The organism is Proteiniphilum sp., assembly GCF_040307845.1.
Classification (GTDB): domain Bacteria; phylum Bacteroidota; class Bacteroidia; order Bacteroidales; family Dysgonomonadaceae; genus Proteiniphilum.
In genome coordinates this window covers 15,315-33,856 of the sequence record NZ_JAWRIS010000039.1, presented here as the reverse complement: position 1 = coordinate 33,856, position 18,542 = coordinate 15,315, and the positions used below count along the sequence as shown (strand labels likewise).

Here is an 18,542-nt window from a genome sequence, read left to right as displayed (position 1 = left end):
CATCACTTTGGCGAAGAATATATTGTTGTTTTGATACGATTATAGAATTCTCCCATCACTTTTTCCAAAGTAATTTCTCCGGCTTCTCCCGAAGATAATATTTTCGCCCAGCACACTCGTTGGGAGGTTTCACTTCCTGCTCCAGAGTTATTATATTCGGCATATCTGGCTGTTTTCTCGTTTTCAGGATTACGCCAGTTGTCCCATCCGTACGGATTGATTTCCCCGGGCAATTCACAGTTCATAAAAAGAGTCATGGCATATGGTCGCCAGGGTCTCCCCAGATAGACCGAGGTTACTTGGTTGGCAACGGTGATGGTGGAGTTATTGAGAATATATCCGAACTTCACCTCCTCGGGTGTATTTGCTGCGGTGATATAGGAGTTTTTCTTGCAGTGGATATCACACTTTTCGAACCATGCAGTGGCGGGGCCAAAAATAAAATCTGTAGTTCCTTCAATATAGCAGCGATAAAAATAGAGCCTGCCTTTTTGCCTGCCGGCATAGAGAGTGTCCTGATTTCCCAGTAATCTACAGTTTGTTATTACGACTCGATCTCCATCGATATGTAAAGCCACTGCTTGTGCTACTGGTGGAGCACTGTTCTCGATGGTGATATTCTGCAGGGTAATATCTTCTCCTCTGATCTGCAAAGTGTATGTCTTGAAAGTGCCCATATTGTTGATCAGGGCGTGGTCATTATTCGTGATAATGGTTCTGTCCCGATTCTCTCCAACAATGGTCAGGTCGCGGATATAATCAGGGACGACGATCTTCTCATAATAGGTGCCTTCTTTCACAAAGATAGTGGTTGTATGATCGGGATCGAATGCCCTTACTGCGTCGATGGCTGCCTGTAGTGTGGAGAAATCACCATTTCCGCTTTTGTCTACCACTATCTCTTTAGTTTTTTTTTCGGTGGATACTTTCTTGTCGTTTATATGAGTTGATTCACTGTTCATCAGATGATTCACGAGGCTGTTGAGATATATCTCGAGATAAGTATATCCGTCACTGTGCAATTCATAGCCCTTTTTCCCGGGATAATTTTTCTCTGTCCATCCATCGGGAATACCGTCGGAATCCGAGTCAACATAATTATTATAGGTTTTATATTCAGGCCATCCACCTACGTCATGCTGGCTGTCAATCAATCCATTGTCGCTTCCTGCAGAGCCTTTGAAAGAGTAGGAGCGGTTTTTTACATTATCCACATATCGAAGGTCATGTATATCCCTTGCCAAAGCACACCCTCCATATTTCAGCACTTTTTCGTATGCCTCTTCCGGCGTCTCTGTGGTGACGGGTAAGGACGGGAATTCGTCATCGGCAATAATATCTTTCAGTGTAATATCCGGAGCAAACTTAGCGAATGTACTGCCCATTTCCACACCCAGGGTGTTATTTCTGCTCACTTCCTGATTTCCGTCCAGATAGTTCCCTTTGATATGAAAGTGACCGTAAATACCTTTGGGCTGTTGATTCTCTCCATTGTCTGCATCGGGATTTATAAGCCGTTTCTTTGAACTGCTACTTGAAGCGGGGCCATATTTGAAATAATTGTTGATAATATTATAACTACCGCCTTCAGCTGCGTAAATATGGTTCGATCCCCAGTTATAGATTACATTGTTCCGGAAGTCCACCCTTTCCAAATCAGGTTGGTTGGAATAGCGGCTCCCGCAGAAACGCGGATTTCGACTGTCGTTGTGGGCGAGGAGGTTATGGTGGAAGGAAGCGTTTTGTCCCCCCCAGATACCACCATAGCCGTGTTTGCCTTTTCCGTGAACAGAACTTCTCAGGCTTTCGGTAATGAAACACCACTGCATGGTGAAGTTGGTGTTATCATAAAAGGAAGACAACTCATCTATGGCCCAACTCATACTACAATGATCAATGATTATATTCTTATTTCTGTATCCCGAAAGGGCGTCCACAGCGCGTTTTGTCCTATCACCCAGACGGAAACGAAGAAAGCGTATGATCACATTGTCTGCGCTGATTATAGTTTCATAGTCGCTGATACAAATCCCGTCGCCGGGAGCGGATTGCCCGGCAATAGTAAGATCTCCGTTGTTGATCTTTAAAGGGCTTTTCAGTCGAATATGTCCAGATATTTTAAAAAGGATAGTCCGTGGCCCTTTCTGTTTCACTGCCCATCGCAATGTGCCGGGTTGTTCGGAGTCCTCCAGGGAGGTAACATATAACACCTTACCCCCTCTTCCTCCGGTAGTATATTTACCGGCCCCTTCTGCACCGGGAAAGGCGGGAATCTGTGCTGTTAGCCCGGCTGAAATAAACAGAAATAGTAGGGTTAGTTTAATGAAGGATGATTGCATGCGTATGGTTGAATTGTTGAACTGTTAAACTGTCGTATTGTTTTTTATCTGTCAAGTAGTAGGCTTGTCATGATGAATGGACCTACTGCTTTGGGATCGTCATCTCTTACCGGTTCAGAGGTATAGTACTCGAAACTGCCGTCACGGTATACTTTATCTCCGCCTAATCCGGCCACGGAACATACACTGGTGACGGAAATAGTACCGTCGCCATTTTCACGGATAAATTGTTTCAGATACTGGTCGTAGGCTGCCGCTCCCTTTTCGGCAAATTCTTCCGGCAAGTAGCCCTTTTGCGCTCCCTTTACCCATGTGTAGATAAACATAATGGAGCCGGATGACTCCAGATAGTTGCCCTCCCTGTCGGGCAGGTCGGTCACCTGGTACCACATCCCGGTTTCAGGATCGCGGTATTGATCGACCGTAGAAGATAATTTGTTCAGTTTATCAATAATATCATTTCTTTTGGGATGGTTTTCCGGCACAAAATCGAGCACATCCACCAATGCCATCATATACCAACCGATACTTCTCGACCAGAAGTGGGGTGATTTTCCTGTTACGGGATCGGACCAGCGCTGTTCGCGGCTTTCGTCCCATCCATGGTACAGTAGTCCGGACTTCTCGTCGATCAGGTCTTCCCAGGCAGTGTCAAGCTGAAGAGCTACCTCGTCGAACAGGCCCGGCTCGTCAAAAGTCTTTCCGTATTCTGCAAGAAAGGGACAAGCCATATACAATCCGTCGAGCCATACCTGGTGTGGGTAGATCTGCTTATGCCAGTACCCCCCGTTGGAGATGCGCGGATGGGTTACCATCTGGCTTCTGAGCAACTGTAATGCTTTCAGGTATTTGGTGTTCCCTGTCCTTTTGTATATGGGGTACAGCATTCTTCCGGGATTGATGTGATCAATGTTGTATCGCTCCAAGTTATAGGTCTTGATGGTACCATCCTCATTGACCATGGTGTCGGCATAATTTTCGGCGTAGTTGAAATATTTCTCATCAACAGTCTTTTCCCATACCTGAAGAATCGCCTGCAGTTCCAGTCCATGTGTGTAGTTCCATTTAGGTGCTTTCACAAAGTCAATCATCCAGCTTTCCGGATTCCTTTGCATTTCTGAATCTGCCATTCTCACATAGTAGGGATCGGTAAGGGCTTCTTTCCCGCCGCAGTTCATCATGAAAATGGGGACAAGCATTAAAAGTAGTGCTGGTATCTTTTGCATACTCAGTTTGTTTAAATCGATAAAGTTACTGTTTTTTTTGATTATCTGAAGATGATCTCATCTTTGTCTACTTCAGGAGCTATCTTAACCAGTTTTTCCGGTAAATCCGGAAGAGAGATGGCTGAACTCCGACTTCCGGTTATACTGGCAGCTTTGTCTGATTCACTAATCTCAAATGCAAGACCGTCACTCTGGAAATTCGTTACATTGTTCAGTTTATAGGCAGCTCCCTCTTCCGGAATCACCGTTACATTCTTGAAAACAATGTCTTTCGATTCCGAAATTTCAGCGCCATAGTGTGCAGTGATAAATGCATTTTCGAGATTGATGTTTTCTATATTCATTTCTGGAAGTCCGTTAAAGAGCATTGCTCTGCGGGCATTCCTCGATACGAGATTCTTTACATAGATGTTTCTGAAGACGGGAGTTTCTTCGGTAACCGGCAACGCATCTTCATCGGAAGGTGTCGTATCCCCGTCGGCCAATGATTCCGATGCCGATTTACCGCCGTAGTACAAGTCGAACAAGAACGATTCGGTCACTATATTATACATATAAATGTTTGAAATATGGATATTTTCTACTATTCCACCGCGTCCGCGTGTACTTTTGAACCTGAGACCTACATCCGTGCCGAGGAAGTGGCAGTTTGTCACCGAGATATTTCTAACGCCTCCCGACATTTCGCTACCTACGATAAATCCTCCATGCCCATGGAATACTTTACAATTATCCACGATCAGATTTTCCGTAGGACGTGCCCGACGCCGGCCGTCTTCATCCTTACCAGATTTGATGCAGATAGCGTCATCGCCCACATCGAATATGCTGTTCACTACGATCGAGTTGACGCATGATTCGAGATCAAGACCATCGCCATTTTGTGAATAGCTGGGATTTTTTACATATATATCATCAATGATCACGTTCTCACACATCAGCGGATGGAGGTTCCATGCCGGGGAATTTTCAAAAAGTACGCCGTGGAGGTATACATTTTTACATTCGATAAAACTGACCATTACCGGGCGAAGAAAATCCTTTATTTCGAGCCATTCCTCCTCTGTCATATCGTGGCGTGGCACATTCATGTCGCTCATCAGGTATCCTTTCAGAGAACTTTCGGTTGGAAACCAGTAATCCCCGTTATGTAGCACGCCGCCCGACGCAACTGTCTCCTTCCATTTCTGTTCGGTTACCTTGTCCTTCTTCAGCGGACGCCATGCTTCACCATAACCATCGATGGAACCTTCACCAGTGATGGCGATGTTCTCTAAGTTTCTCCCTGAAATGGGCGACTGGCAACGGCGCGTGTCTAATCCTTCGAATATGGTTTCTACTAAAGGGTAAAGTGCAAAATCAGGTGAAAAAAGGATCAAAGCGCCTTTCTCCAAATGCATGTTGATATTGGAACGGAAAACGATGGGGCCGGTAAACCATACCCCCTTGGGTACAATCAGCATGCCGCCTCCTTTCTGTGAAAGCGCTTCCATTGCTTTCTCAAAGGCCTCGGTATTCAACGCAATGCCGTTGGGATTGGCTCCGAAGTCGGCTATATTTACCTGATTATCGGGAAAGGTGGGAGGATGTATGTGGGGCATCTCGAAGGGAAGATCGTCATAAAGGTATGCGTATTTGTGGGAGGACTTCTCTACCGGTATAGGGGTACACGAGATGGCTACAAACAAGAGCAACACTAATTGCAATAATCGTTTCATCAAATTTAATTTTATTCAAGTCATTCATTCAGTTTCATCAAATTGTAGGTTTGCAACTAAAGCATCGACTGGCAATGTCTCAGCTTTAGTTACAAACATTACAAATAAACTGGTCTATTATTCGTTTAACCAGCGAGGATCACCCATCCTCTTTGCATTTACATCTATGTTGTTTACTTTAAAATCGCCCTCACCGGGATTTTCAAATTCCGGATTCAGTTGCAGTCCAGATTCATCAAAGAATCTGGAGGAACTTCCGCCGGGTAAAAGTCCGGGTGACTGGAAATAGTTATTATTATTGAAAGTAGGAATTTGGGTAGCAGCTTGATTTGTAAATATTCCTCCACATAGGGCGATAATGTTATTGGTAAACGTTATCTGATGGCTTGTGAAACGAATATAAAGCAATCTATTGCTTGAACCGGTACATACATTATAAATCGTATTACGGTCGATAATAATTCTAGATTCTATTCCCGGGAAAGCAGAGGAAGGGTTGTCATAACGAACCATATCGCGTGCGATTGCGCTATTGGAGATGGTACTGTTGGAAATTGTAAGCACCTTTATCGCTCCCGCCCTGCTGTCGAACAGGTCCCCCCCATTACATTCCACATGATCGATCAACGTATTGTTGATGGTGATGGACTCTACCAATGCTGCTACATTCAGGTAATAAACCCCTTTCACATGATTGCGTATTTCACAATTCTCAATCCTGATATCACCATAAGCAGCTCCTGTGGTTTCGAAAACAATTGCCTGGTTGCCATCGGTTAATCCGGCACCGTCCAGTACAATGCTTTGCAACAGGAGTGATGAGTTACCCACCATGGAGAAATATCCTTTCAATATGGGTTTATCATAAGGGAAGACAGCTCTGATTTCAATATTCTTGCTTACTATAAATTTGTTCATATCACCGTAAGTACCGGGGAATAGTGCAAAGGCATCACCATCTTCGGCGTCAGCGAGCAGGGCAATGAGATCGTCTTCAGGATGTACTGCTATTGCGTTTCCTATGTTTACCAACGTTGTGAAAGAGACAGTAGCACGTACTTTTTCTCCATTCATTACCCTTGCCGTGTAAGCAGTGTTATCGGTTAATCCCTCGACAATGGCGATGCCTTCCTCCACTTCGGAAGGAGTAACCGTATGGATAATGTTGCCCGGATTTAGTATAATCCCGGTAACCTCCTGACCGGCAGGCCAGCGGAATAGTACACTTGTGGAATCGATATCGCCATCCTGAAAAGGCAAAAGGAGATGTTCTGCTGCGGTTTTGAAGAATACCGTTGACCATTTGGAGTCGGCCGTTTTGCTGCTCACCGCTTTTACCCTTGCCGAATAGCGGGTCTCGCCATCTAAGTGCTCTATTATATTCTCAGTAGTAGTAATACCTTCGAGTGTGATTACCGGTGAGCCTGTGAATGTCAGGCTATCGTTTGCAAAGAGTTCAATTGTATAACTGTCTGCAGAGGTATTATTAACCCACTTAAGACGTACGTTGTTTCTGTTCAAAATAGTTGCTTCGAGTTTGGTCGGTGAGAAAACCCTGTCGTAATTGATTTCCGTAACTTCCGTCAGGTCATCGGAGCAACTTGTCGGGATAGCTATTGTAATTATAAACAGGACAATAGCCGATGTATATTTTATAATCTTCATATCATTTCCTACTATTAGTTAGACAACATTCCGTTACTTATATCGATAAAAAACTTCCAGATAGGCCAGAATTGGTTCTGATCCGGATCTTTCTGGTAAAGAGCGTTGATTAATTCTTCGGGAAGTTTGTCGGGAGCAATCCAAACGGTGTTGCTCTCATATCCCAAGCTCGCTCCTATTTCATCGGTATCGCCATGATTCAATCCGTAGATCATCAATGTCTCACCATCAGGTGCCGTTTGATAGTAAAGCTTTTCGGGTAAATCGGCATATGGTCCTTCACGGTTTGCCAGTTGGCGCATTTTATTTTTTGCTTCATCTAATTTTACTTTGAGCAAATTCCAACGGATCAGATCGGCTTTGCGAAGAGACTCACCTGCAAATTCAAACGCCCTTTGTTCCACTATAGCATTGAAAAATGCCTCTTTGCTGGCTGTTGCCTGGGTCATATAAGTGGGGACTTTTGCGGGAGGCAGTGCGCGGTCGAGAATTGGTTTCAGATAAGGTGCTGCAGCCGCCGGCCCTTCGAGTTCGTTGATCGCTTCAGCTGCCATCAGATAGACATCGGCTAAACGCAGGTATTGCCAGTTGATCCCGTCGTCGTTTGTAGATATGACACGGCGTGACATCCATTCGTAACGCAACTTGCCGAAGCACCACGATTTGAGCGTACTCAACTGCTGTACGGCAGGGTTATTATTCCAGTTATAAGGGATGCAGGTGATATCGCGGCGAATGTCGTCTATATCATAATCGTAAAACAGGGTGGGTATCGGTCCGTTAACACCCCCTTGTGCCTGTCCTGTGTATTGGTTTACGACCCTGTGTCTGATACCGAATGTATAGAGTACTCGTCCGCGACCGGCTGCGAAAGGAATTTCCCATAGAGACTCGTTTCCTGCCTGTACATTATCCTGGCACAGTAACCGGAAGTTCTGCTCGAAAGTGCCCAGTGTATTTGTGCCGCTATTTATCACCTCCAGCGTCTTCTCCTTGACCAATTTGTACATGTTGGCAACGGTGAGTTCCGGATCGGTACTTCGGCGAACACCATCGGAGCGTTGACTGTACCCTGAGGCGTAGAGCGCGATACGCGCCATCAAGCCTTTTACAAATGCTTTGTTCACGCGTTCGGTAGAGCTTGTAATATTTGACCCGTTAGGCCACGCTACCAGATTTTCTGCTTCAGCCAGATCTGCAAGTAGTTGTTTATAAATAATATCCCTGTCTGTTCTTGGTAAATAGAGTGTTTCGGTAGAGATAGGTTCCAGGCGTAAAGGTACATCGCCCCATCCTTTTGTCAGGTCCAGATAGATAACCGCTCTTAAGGTAAGCGCTTCGCCAAGGAGTTGCGCCATATCGGGATCGTTTTCTACATTTCCGAAATTGCGAATCCCTTCAATGGCCAGGTTAGCACGCTCTATACCTTCGTAGAATTTTGCCCAGGCATTGTTATCCGTATTCATCTGGGTATTGGTCGGTCTTGCTGCATAGCCGGTCAGTTCATACTTGCCGTCATCGGCGATTTGTCCGGAGATATTGTTAATCCATTCGATATCGGAGTTAATTCCGTAGAAGGGAATATATCTTCCCCGGTATGAGTTTGTTTCGGCAAACGACTGATGAATGCCCATCACCAATCCTTGGGCGAGGTCGTAATTAGAGGTTACTACCCGGCTTTCTGCAGCCGATTTTGCCGGTGTGTCCAGGTCACAGGATGTAAATAACAATCCTGCGGATACCAATATCGTGCTGAGTATATAAATTATTTTCTTCATCTTGTCCTGTATTGATTTGTCATTAAAAACTTAAATTTACTCCAAATACAAATTGACGACTCTTGGGGTATGCTGAATAATCTACACCGGGAGTGAGGTTGGTTCTGCGCATGGTTGAATTCTCGGGATCATATCCTGAATAGTTAGTCCATAAGAAAAGGTTATAACCTGTTACGTAGAAGCGGAGATTATCCATTTTGATTTTATGCGACAGCGTTTTAGGTAAGGTATACCCCAGCGTAAGCATATTCAAACGCAGGAAACTTCCATCTTCTACTGCCCAGTCGCTTAAGATCATTCGTGCCGTGTAGGGCGACCACATGGTGGTATTGGCGTTCATTTCAGCAAGCTCCTGCGGATCGTTGCTGATTGTTCCGTCGGGACGGAGGTTTGTCCAGCGCGAACCTTCCTTCATAATATTGATCATATTCCGGAACTGGTATTTACTGGTCTGGGTAAATTCAATCTTATTGGCATTGTACACATCGTTACCGTAACTCCAGTTAAAGTTGGCCGATAGGTCGAAATTATGGAATGATGTATTGATTGTAAAACCTCCCGTATGGAGAGGATTGGCATCACCAATTACCTCTGTATCGGTCACACTGACCACACCATCGTCGTTGAGATCCTTTAATTTCATCGCTCCCGGTCGGATAGTCCCTACAACTGGGCCTGAATCGGCAACCCCTTCTTTAAGATGCCATTTATCAGCTGCGCCGTCATATCGTTCAAAATCATCCACTTCATATCTCCCATCCGAACGATAGCCGATTATCTGGCCGACAGCTCCTCCTTTGGCAATCCAGTACTCGGAACCTATTTCGGTAGAGGCCCAGGCAGTTGCCCAGCCAAAGTCGTTCATGTCACCTAAACTGATGATCTTCGTTTTGTTGAATCCTATATTTCCACTAAAGCTGAGCGTGAAATTTTTCTTGTTTACCGCATACCAGTTCAGAGTGACTTCGACACCGCTGTTCTGGTTTTCACCCATATTGCGGTATTGGTTATCGTAACCTACTCCCTGCACCGGGAATAAGATCAACAGGTCTTTGGTGGAATTGCGGTATGTTTCTACCGTACCGCTTAATTTTCCTCCAAGGGTGGTAAAGTCCAACCCCACGTTCCGTGTAACGGTGGTTTCCCATTTCAGATCGGGATTCGCCATGGTTTTGGAGGGTGCCCAATAGGTGTCAAATCCATTGATCCATGCGGTGGCATCTGGTGCGAACAACTGCCTTAATTGACCTGTTGGGATATTATTGTTACCTGCTGTCCCATAGCTAAAACGCAGTTTCAGGTCGTCCAGCCATGACTGGCTGTTTTCCATAAATGGTTCGGACGATATACGCCATGCCGCGGCAACTGACGGGAAATACCCCCAACGGTTAGCTTTACTGAAACGTGATGATGCGTCGGCTCGGAATGTAGCGTTTAACAGGTATTTACCCTGGTAATCATAATTCGCACGGCCGAAGAATGAGAGCAGTTTGTCATCCTCGTGGAAAAAATTATTTACTTTAAAGGGTTTACCTTCTGCAGAGAGTTTCCATGCATCCTGGGCAGTGAATGATTCGGGAAAACCGTGTACCACATCGGTCAATGTTTTCTGTTCTGTTATCATATATTCATGTCCCACCAGAAGGTTTACACTATGGTCTTCTGGCAAAATATTCCTGAAATCCCAATTGACGGTATTGGTGTTCCTAACCGTGTTTTTGGTACGGTTTTCCAACTGGATAGCCGGCTTTCCCTGATTTTCGGGTGCTGGTACATTTTTAATATAATAGGTGGTTAATCCCCAGAAGCGCTGATCGCTATGCCTGTTATCATCCAATCCTATTTCTGATTTTAACGTGAGATTCCGAAGTGGCTTGTAACTCACACTACCTCCTAAATTCAGGATCTGTCTTGTTCGTTCACGGTCGTTGTCATCGATGGATTCCAATGGGTGATACAGATTTCCCAATTCATCATCGTCGCTTCCCACCGATGCATCCAGATTTTTAAGAGGTATGGGTGTGTATATGACCGAATATTTCAATCTCCTATCCGAGTCATAGGGACTTTGCGTGTCAATGGCCCCTCCGCCGTATATTTCAGTATTGGAATAGCGGGCGCTGAAATCGAGAGATACTTTATCATTTACTTTATTATTCAGTTTCAGGCTTACATTATCACGATTAAAGCTTGATTTATGCATAATGGCCTTATCGTCTATATGGGAGTAGTTGAACGAATAACGCATCTTTTCGCTACCTCCTGTAATGCTTATACTATGGTTAAAAGTTTTTCCGGTTCTCCCGAAGGTAAGATCCTGCCAGTCGTTTGAAGGGACGTTCCTGTATAAATCAATATCCTGGAAATTACCAAAAAAGTCGAGATACTTATTCATATCGTTTGAACTCTTCAACGATGCCAATTCATACTGCCATAGTGCATAGTCATAAGGCGACAGTACATTAAGGGTTTTCGAGATATTTTTTACACTATAATAAGCATTATAGCTTACACTCAACTTACCTACTTTCCCCGATTTGGTGGTCACAATTACAACGCCGTTCGCACCGCGTGAACCATATATGGCAGTGGAAGAGGCATCTTTCAATACATCGATAGATTCAATATCCGAACTGGGGATATCCGAAATAGATTCTACCGGAAATCCGTCCACAATAAAGAGCGGTTCGTTACTCTGCGTGATGGAACCGCCACCACGTACACGTATTTTCATTTCCGCATCGGGTGAACCTTCTGTTGTAGTGATATGCACTCCGGCCATTTTACCGGTCATCGCTTCTGTAACGCTCGCTACCGGAACCGCAGCGATGGTTTCTGCACTTACAGATGACACTGATCCGGTAAGATCTCTTTTTTTGACTGTGCCGTATCCAATTACCACCACTTCATCCAAACTGGCTATATCTTCTTCCATGGTGATATTGACTACACTCCCTGTTATAGGAACTTCAATGTCTTTCATCCCGATATAGGTGACTTGTAATGTGGTAGCGGATGCTGGTGCTGATAGTGAATAGTTTCCATTGATATCAGTTGCAGCTCCTGTACTTGTTCCCTTCGCCATCACACTGGCGCCAATGATTGGTTCGCCGTAAGTGTCCTGTACTACTCCCCTGATTGTTCTCTCCTGGGCCGAAATACCCAGGGAACAAAATAGGTAGAGCAGTAATCCGATGGATACCTTCAATTTCATTCTTGAATCATTCATACTTGTCATGTTTTATTTAAGTTAATTAAATTTTGTCATGGAGAGATGTTAGGTAATTTTTCATCTCTCTTTTTCATTCCTCGTTTATAATTGTTAACACCACGTTTGCACAGTAACAGTTTATGTTTACATTTTTTCGCTCCACAATATTACACTGCTTTTTTCTTTCGAGAGGTGATGAATTGATTTTTAAAGGGTGATGAATTGTTATAAAACAAAAAATAGGTTCAATTAAACGTAAACAATCGTATATTTGTGTTGGTTGACATAGTCATAAACTTTATTGTAAACGTCCGGTCGCATAGCAAATATCTAAATTTACAAAGTAAATTTTGAATAACAACCGACCCACAACCGAATAACAACTGAATAACAACCGAATAACAACCGAATAACAACTGACCAACAATTGAATAACAACTGACCAACAATCGAACAGAATGAAAAATAGTGTTTTAGTATTGATCCTCTGCTGCTTATCCGTGTCGTCATACAGCCAGCGATATGTATCGAAATCATGGGTCGCCGATCAAGGGAATGGCACCTACAAGAATCCCATCCTGTATGCCGACTACTCCGATCCCGACGTATGTCGCGCGGGCGATGATTACTACATGACCGCGTCGAGTTTCAATACCGTTCCGGGATTACCCATCCTGCATTCGAAAGACATGGTCAATTGGACGATCATAGGCCATGCGATAGATCGGCTGAAACCCGATTCCGTTTTCTCGCTCGCCCAGCATGGGAATGGTGTCTGGGCACCGTCGATCCGTCACCATAACGATGAGTTCTATATCTATTATGGTGATCCCGATTATGGGATTTATGTGCTGAAAACGAAAGACCCGGCAGGTCAATGGAGTGATCCAGTGTTGGTGAAGGCGGGGAAAGGATTGATCGACTCATGTCCGTTGTGGGACGATGACGGGAAAGCTTATCTGGTATATGCTTATGCGGGAAGCAGGGCAGGAATAAAGAGTGTGCTCTCCATTGCCGAGATGAACAGCGAAGGAACCAAGGCTATCTCACCCGGAAGGATCATCTATGATGGGCACGAGGACGATCCCACAGTGGAAGGGCCGAAATTCCATAAGCGGAATGGTTATTACTATATTTTCGCGCCTGCGGGTGGCGTAGCGACCGGCTGGCAGATTGTGTTGCGTTCAGAGAATGTGTTTGGCCCCTACGAGCGTAAAGTGGTCATGGCACAGGGTAAGAGCGATGTGAACGGGCCGCACCAGGGAGCCTGGGTGGATACCCCTACGGGAGAGGACTGGTTCTACCATTTCCAGGATGCGGGAGCGTTCGGGCGTATCGTCCATCTGCAGCCTATGGCATGGAAAAACGACTGGCCGGTGATTGGAATCGACAAAGAGAATAAAGGATGGGGAGCACCCGTAACCACCCATCGTAAACCCAATGTAGGAGGAAGTTACCCAATCCTAACGCCGGCGGAAAGCGACCCGTTCGACTCCGGCACGCTGGGATTGCAATGGCAATGGCATGCCAACCCCATGGACTGGTGGCATTTCGCCGATGCTGGTACCGGAGCGTTGCACTTGTATTCGGTTCCTGTCCCCGATGATTATGTAAGCCTCTGGGATGTTCCAAACCTGTTATTACAGAAATTCCCTTCCAACCGTTTCACGGCCACCGCTAAGGTGACTTTCCGCCCGTCGGAAGCCATCACCGGGGAAAGATTCGGTTTTGTGGTGATGGGAATGAGTTACGCCTTGTTGTCGTTTGAGAAGACGGAGCAAGGGTTTGTCCTTTCCCAGAATGAATGTTTGAAGGCTGACAGGGGAGGCAGGGAAACGGTGAACGGGCAGGTGTCGTTGAATGATTCCACCCTCTTTTTCCAGGTGAGTGTGACACCTGACGCACAGTGCGTGTTTAGCTACAGCACCGACGGAAAGTCATTTGATACGCTCGGCAAGCCGTTTACGGCGGAAAAGGGTAAATGGATCGGAGCGAAAATGGGATTTGTATGCTCCCGTCCTGTGAAGAATAACGATGGTGGAAGAGCTATTATCGATTGGTTTGAAGTAGAGTAAATTTGGTTTGAAACAGAATGTATAATGAGTTGTTGTTAATCCTTGTGATTCTGGCGATGAGATGAAGACAAAATTAAAAATAGTATTCCTCTTTTTGGCTCTATTCTTTTTTGGAGTAGGAGTTGCCATGTCCCAGCCTCCGGCTTACTTCGTGCATTACGGCTCTGAGGACGGTCTTCCGCAACATACTATTACTGATATCCTGCAAGATGGTAAAGGCTTCATGTGGTTCAGCACCTGGGATGGATTGAGTAAGTTCGACGGTTACACATTTACCACATACCGTTTGCCGGCTGGCCGTTTCGAATCCCGAAGCAGTAGGGTTGATGGGCTATATGAAGATGAATACAATAATATATGGGTGTTGTCATACGATGAAAGAGCGTACCGGTTTAATGTGGATACCGAATCGTTTATGGGGACAAACTCGGTAGAGGCATATAAAGATAAGAATTATTACGTCTCCCGGATTATTCCTGTCGAAAGCGGAAAGGTCTGGCTTTTGTCGGAAAAAGAAGGATGTATTTCAATTGTAGACTCAATGTTCAATGCGGAAGTATACAGTACACGGGATCACAATCTTACCGGAGATTTTGTGCATACTGTCCATGAAGATATGCACCGCAATTCGTGGATCCTTACCGACAAAGGATTGACATTCCTGCCTCCTGACGGCACCGGTCCTCTCTTTTACTTCCACCCATCGTCCGGTAGCAACTTGAAAAAGGAGACCCCCTTTTTCAGTGTGCTGGAATCCGGGAATGAACTCTGGTTCGGTTCAAGTGAAGGTGTGGTATGGATATATGACTGCGATAAGGAGATGTTTAAGGAGATCCCCACTGAACTGGCATCTGATATAATTTCCATACAGGAGATATCTTCCGAAAAAATACTTATCCTCTCAAACCGTAGCGGTTTTGTTATATATAACTACTACGACGGCAGCATGGAAGTTTACAATAACAAAACGCTTCCGGCAATGCAGTACAAGGAAATAATAACAGCTTATATCGATAATTCAAAAAATATCTGGCTGGAGACTGATAGGTTGGGTGTGTCGAAATTCAATCCTTATACGGGAAAATACCTTCATTATACGCCTTATGTGGAAAGTGCCGTCTCGTCAGTATTCCGTCCTAATTTCTTTATCTTCGAAGATAAGGAAAACCGGTTATGGGTCCATCCCAGGGGAGGGGGATTTTCGCTGTATGACAAGATGGAAGATAAACTCATCCCTTTTTATAATGAACCCTCTTCCCCGCGGTCATTGTTTTCCAATATGTTGCACTCGGCCTGTGCCGACAGGCAGGGCAATTTATGGATGTGTACCCGCTCTCCGGGATTGGAAAAGGTGATCTTCTATGATGATTCAAACTTTAAAGCGTTATCCATCAGTGACCAGGATAATTCAACTATCAGCAATGAAGTCCGCCCTATCTATGAAGATTCTCACGGGAGTATCTGGGTAGCCACGAAAGATGGCAAGACACATGTATACGATGCCGGGCTGAATGAAAAAGGTATTCTCACGCAACAGGGAGAGATTGGAAGAGGTACGCCCCTGAATGGGATTGCTTATTGTATCACCGAAGACTCGGAGCAAAATATATGGATCGGAACAAAAGGGGAAGGGGTGTATAAGCTTATCCGAAGGAAAGACGGGAATAGTTTCGATGTGCACCATTTCAGGAACGATCCATCCGACAAATACTCGTTGAACAGCAATGATGTGTATTCCATCTTCGAAGACAAAAACAAGAATATATGGATAGGTACTTACGGGGGTGGGCTTAATCTGATCCTCTCTTCCGATGAAGGGAGAATCATCAACCATCTCAACGACCTTACCCGGTTTCCCATCAATCATGCCGACCGGGTAAGGATCATATCGGAAGACAAGCATGGGAATATCTGTGTGGGGACTACCTTCGGATTCATCATGTTCGACGCAGGTTTCGAAAAGCCCCAGGATATCGTTTTCAAAGTATATGCGAGAAATAACAGCGATTCGGGCGGTATCGGTGCCAACGATATCATGGATATCTGTACGACACAATCGGGGGAGACTTTTATCGGGACTTTCGGTGGAGGAATCACCCGGATTGATAGTACGGATCACAAAGGGTTCCCGGTTACTTTTGAGACCTACAACACCATCGCTGGGTTACCTTCAGACATCATCCTGTCCATCCAGGAGGACAGCAACGGCCATTTATGGATCGGCAGTGAAGGCGGACTTACTAAATTCAATAGGGATAAACAGACATTTGAGAATTTCAGTGCGGTCAAACGGTTGATGAAGCGAACCAATTTCTCTGAAAATTCGAGGTGGCGCCTGAGGGATGGAAGGATAATTTTTGGCTCTTTGGAGGGAATGGTGCTGTTTGACCCTCAGGACGTGAAAAACAATACTTTCAATCCTTATCTCGCATTCGTCCAATTTAAGCTGTTCAACCGGAATGTTCCGGTTTCTTCGGACGGACTTCTCAAACAGAATATCGACGAGTCGGATCATCTTATCCTTGAACACAACCAGAATTTCATCGGTATTGATTTTGCCGCATTGGATTATATCGATCCTGAAAATATACTCTATATGTACAAAATGGAGGGAGTCGACAAAGAGTGGATCTTTTCCGGCAATCACCGGAGTGCCAATTACACCAACCTCCCGAAGGGAAAATACCTGTTCCGTGTGAAGTCGACCAACAGCGACGGGGTATGGGCAGACAATGAGCGGTTGTTGTCACTGGAAGTGTTACCCCCGTTTTGGGCTACCGGATGGGCCTATCTCATTTACATCCTGGTGGCAATCCTGCTTTTATATGCCACCTTTAAAATACTCTATACATTTTACAAAATGCGGAACAAAATCGTGCTGGAAAAGCGGGAGTCGGAAATCAAGACTCGCTTCTTCACCAATATTTCGCATGAGATCCGTACTCCGCTTACAATGATCGTTTCTCCTATTGATAACCTGTTGCAAAGTAAAACCACGCCCCAACCGGTAAAAGACCAACTTTCGCTTGTGTCGAAAAATACCAATAGATTGCTGAAGATGGTGAACCAGATTCTCGACTTCCAAAAAATGGAACAATCGCAGCTTGTTGTCAATAAAATCGAGATAGCCTCTTTCGTGGAAAATATATACATGAACTATATCAGGAATGCAGAAATAAAAAAAATCGACTACTCTTTTGTGAACAGGGTGGGTGCCCAAATGATATGGATTGATACCGAGGCAGTGGAAAAGATCATCGTCAACCTGCTTTCCAATGCTTTTAAATACACTCCTCCCGGAAGAGCCATTCAAGTATCTGTCTACAACGAAAACAGTGAGGTGGCCGTGCGGATCAAAGATACGGGGGGCGGTATCTCGAAAGATAAGCAGGAGCGGTTGTTCAAGAGGTTTGAATCTTTTAATGAAGACCCAAGTAAACCCAGTACCGGCATCGGCTTGTCCATCGTGAAAGAGATGGTCGACAAGCATCACGGTAAGGTGCTGGTTGAAAGCGGGGAAGGTAGGGGAAGCACTTTTACCGTACTGTTTAAAAAGGGAACTTCCCATTTTGGTTCCGACGTGATCATTGACCATGCTGTGAAACCCTCGTCACCGTCACCGGATGAAATGGAAGAAACGGCCATGACGGAGAGGGAATCCATGCATGCTTTCGAAGAGGTCAGCGATACTCCCTGTGTGCTGGTCGTGGAAGATGACGACGATCTCCGTCAATTTATCCGTTCCATCCTCGAAGATGAATACGAAGTACATGAAGCCTCCAACGGTAAAGAAGGTTTTGAAAAAGCATTGGAGCTGATCCCCGATTTCATCGTAAGTGATATTATGATGCCTGAAATTGACGGTATCGAGTTCTTAGGGAATATCCGGAAAAATACCCAGACAAGCCATATCCTTTTCCTGCTCCTCACGGCAAAGACTACGTTGGACAGCAAATTGGATGGTTTTGAACATGGCGCGGATGAGTATATAACCAAGCCTTTCAGTGTTTCTTATTTCAAAGTGCGGATGAAAAACCTGTTGCAACGGAGAAGCGAGTTGCAGGAATATTACAGGAATAAAACCAATATGACGCCACAAATTCCGTTAAAGGAAAAAAGCGGTGACAATGCTGTCTCCGTCAATGAAAAAGACATAGATTTCATCCGGACTGTCAACTCTTTTATTGAAAAACATTTGGGTGAAAACGATTTTGTGATAGAAGACATGGCCGTGGAGGCGGCTATGAGCCGGACGGTATTCTTCAAGAAGCTGAAAGGACTTACGGGATTGGCGCCGGTCGAATATGTCCGTGATTATTTGATGCAACATGCGGCGGAATTGCTCGAAAACGAGGATTACACCATAAAGGAAGTAGCCTACAGGATTGGAATGAACGACGCCAAATATTTCACCAAATGCTTTAAGAAGAAATATAATATGACGCCAAGCGAATTTAAGAAGTCTTATGGTATTCATGTGCGCGTGGAGCAGTAAAAGATGAACATGAATAAAATGGTATCATGGGTAAT

Annotated in this window: 8 protein-coding genes; 2 read left to right on the top strand and 6 right to left on the bottom strand. The window is 44.9% G+C overall.

Annotated elements, in window-relative coordinates:
- Positions 1-2: 2 nt before the first annotated feature.
- The 6 genes from ABV001_RS10025 to ABV001_RS10000 form a co-directional block, all read right to left on the bottom strand.
- Positions 3-2,339 carry a pectinesterase family protein gene (locus ABV001_RS10025; RefSeq protein WP_352422673.1) on the bottom strand — a complete coding sequence of 779 codons (2,337 nt, stop codon included), beginning with the start codon at positions 2,337-2,339 and terminating at the stop codon, positions 3-5.
- Between the two features lie 44 nt (positions 2,340-2,383).
- Positions 2,384-3,565: a glycoside hydrolase family 88/105 protein gene (locus ABV001_RS10020; RefSeq protein WP_352422672.1), complete on the bottom strand. Its 1,182-nt coding sequence runs from the start codon at positions 3,563-3,565 to the stop codon at positions 2,384-2,386.
- A gap of 41 nt (positions 3,566-3,606) precedes the next feature.
- Positions 3,607-5,283: a glycoside hydrolase family 28 protein gene (locus ABV001_RS10015; RefSeq protein WP_352422671.1), complete on the bottom strand. Its 1,677-nt coding sequence runs from the start codon at positions 5,281-5,283 to the stop codon at positions 3,607-3,609.
- 117 nt (positions 5,284-5,400) lie between these two features.
- The gene (locus tag ABV001_RS10010; protein WP_352422670.1) at positions 5,401-6,948 is read right to left on the bottom strand and encodes a DUF4957 domain-containing protein; all 1,548 of its coding nucleotides are present in this window, start codon (positions 6,946-6,948) and stop codon (positions 5,401-5,403) included.
- Between the two features lie 14 nt (positions 6,949-6,962).
- On the bottom strand, positions 6,963-8,726 hold the full coding sequence (locus ABV001_RS10005; protein ID WP_352422669.1) for a RagB/SusD family nutrient uptake outer membrane protein: 1,764 nt from the start codon (positions 8,724-8,726) through the stop codon (positions 6,963-6,965).
- Positions 8,727-8,748: 22 nt separating this feature from the next.
- Positions 8,749-11,955: a SusC/RagA family TonB-linked outer membrane protein gene (locus tag ABV001_RS10000; protein ID WP_352422668.1), complete on the bottom strand. Its 3,207-nt coding sequence runs from the start codon at positions 11,953-11,955 to the stop codon at positions 8,749-8,751.
- 440 nt (positions 11,956-12,395) lie between these two features.
- Here ABV001_RS10000 and ABV001_RS09995 point away from each other — a divergent pair, with 440 nt between their 5' ends.
- The gene (locus ABV001_RS09995; protein ID WP_352422667.1) at positions 12,396-14,012 is read left to right on the top strand and encodes a glycoside hydrolase family 43 protein; all 1,617 of its coding nucleotides are present in this window, start codon (positions 12,396-12,398) and stop codon (positions 14,010-14,012) included.
- A gap of 61 nt (positions 14,013-14,073) precedes the next feature.
- Positions 14,074-18,507, top strand: a complete 4,434-nt coding sequence (locus ABV001_RS09990; RefSeq protein WP_352422666.1) for a hybrid sensor histidine kinase/response regulator transcription factor — start codon at positions 14,074-14,076, stop codon at positions 18,505-18,507.
- The last annotated feature ends 35 nt before the right edge of the window (positions 18,508-18,542 follow it).

Coding starts and splice junctions, on each gene's coding strand:
- ABV001_RS09990 (WP_352422666.1), top strand. CDS start 14,074: ATGAAGACAAAATTAAAAATAGTATTCCTCTTTTTGGCTCTATTCTTT.
- ABV001_RS10005 (WP_352422669.1), bottom strand. CDS start 8,726: ATGAAGAAAATAATTTATATACTCAGCACGATATTGGTATCCGCAGGA.
- ABV001_RS10015 (WP_352422671.1), bottom strand. CDS start 5,283: ATGAAACGATTATTGCAATTAGTGTTGCTCTTGTTTGTAGCCATCTCG.
- ABV001_RS10020 (WP_352422672.1), bottom strand. CDS start 3,565: ATGCAAAAGATACCAGCACTACTTTTAATGCTTGTCCCCATTTTCATG.
- ABV001_RS10010 (WP_352422670.1), bottom strand. CDS start 6,948: ATGAAGATTATAAAATATACATCGGCTATTGTCCTGTTTATAATTACA.
- ABV001_RS10025 (WP_352422673.1), bottom strand. CDS start 2,339: ATGCAATCATCCTTCATTAAACTAACCCTACTATTTCTGTTTATTTCA.
- ABV001_RS10000 (WP_352422668.1), bottom strand. CDS start 11,955: ATGAATGATTCAAGAATGAAATTGAAGGTATCCATCGGATTACTGCTC.
- ABV001_RS09995 (WP_352422667.1), top strand. CDS start 12,396: ATGAAAAATAGTGTTTTAGTATTGATCCTCTGCTGCTTATCCGTGTCG.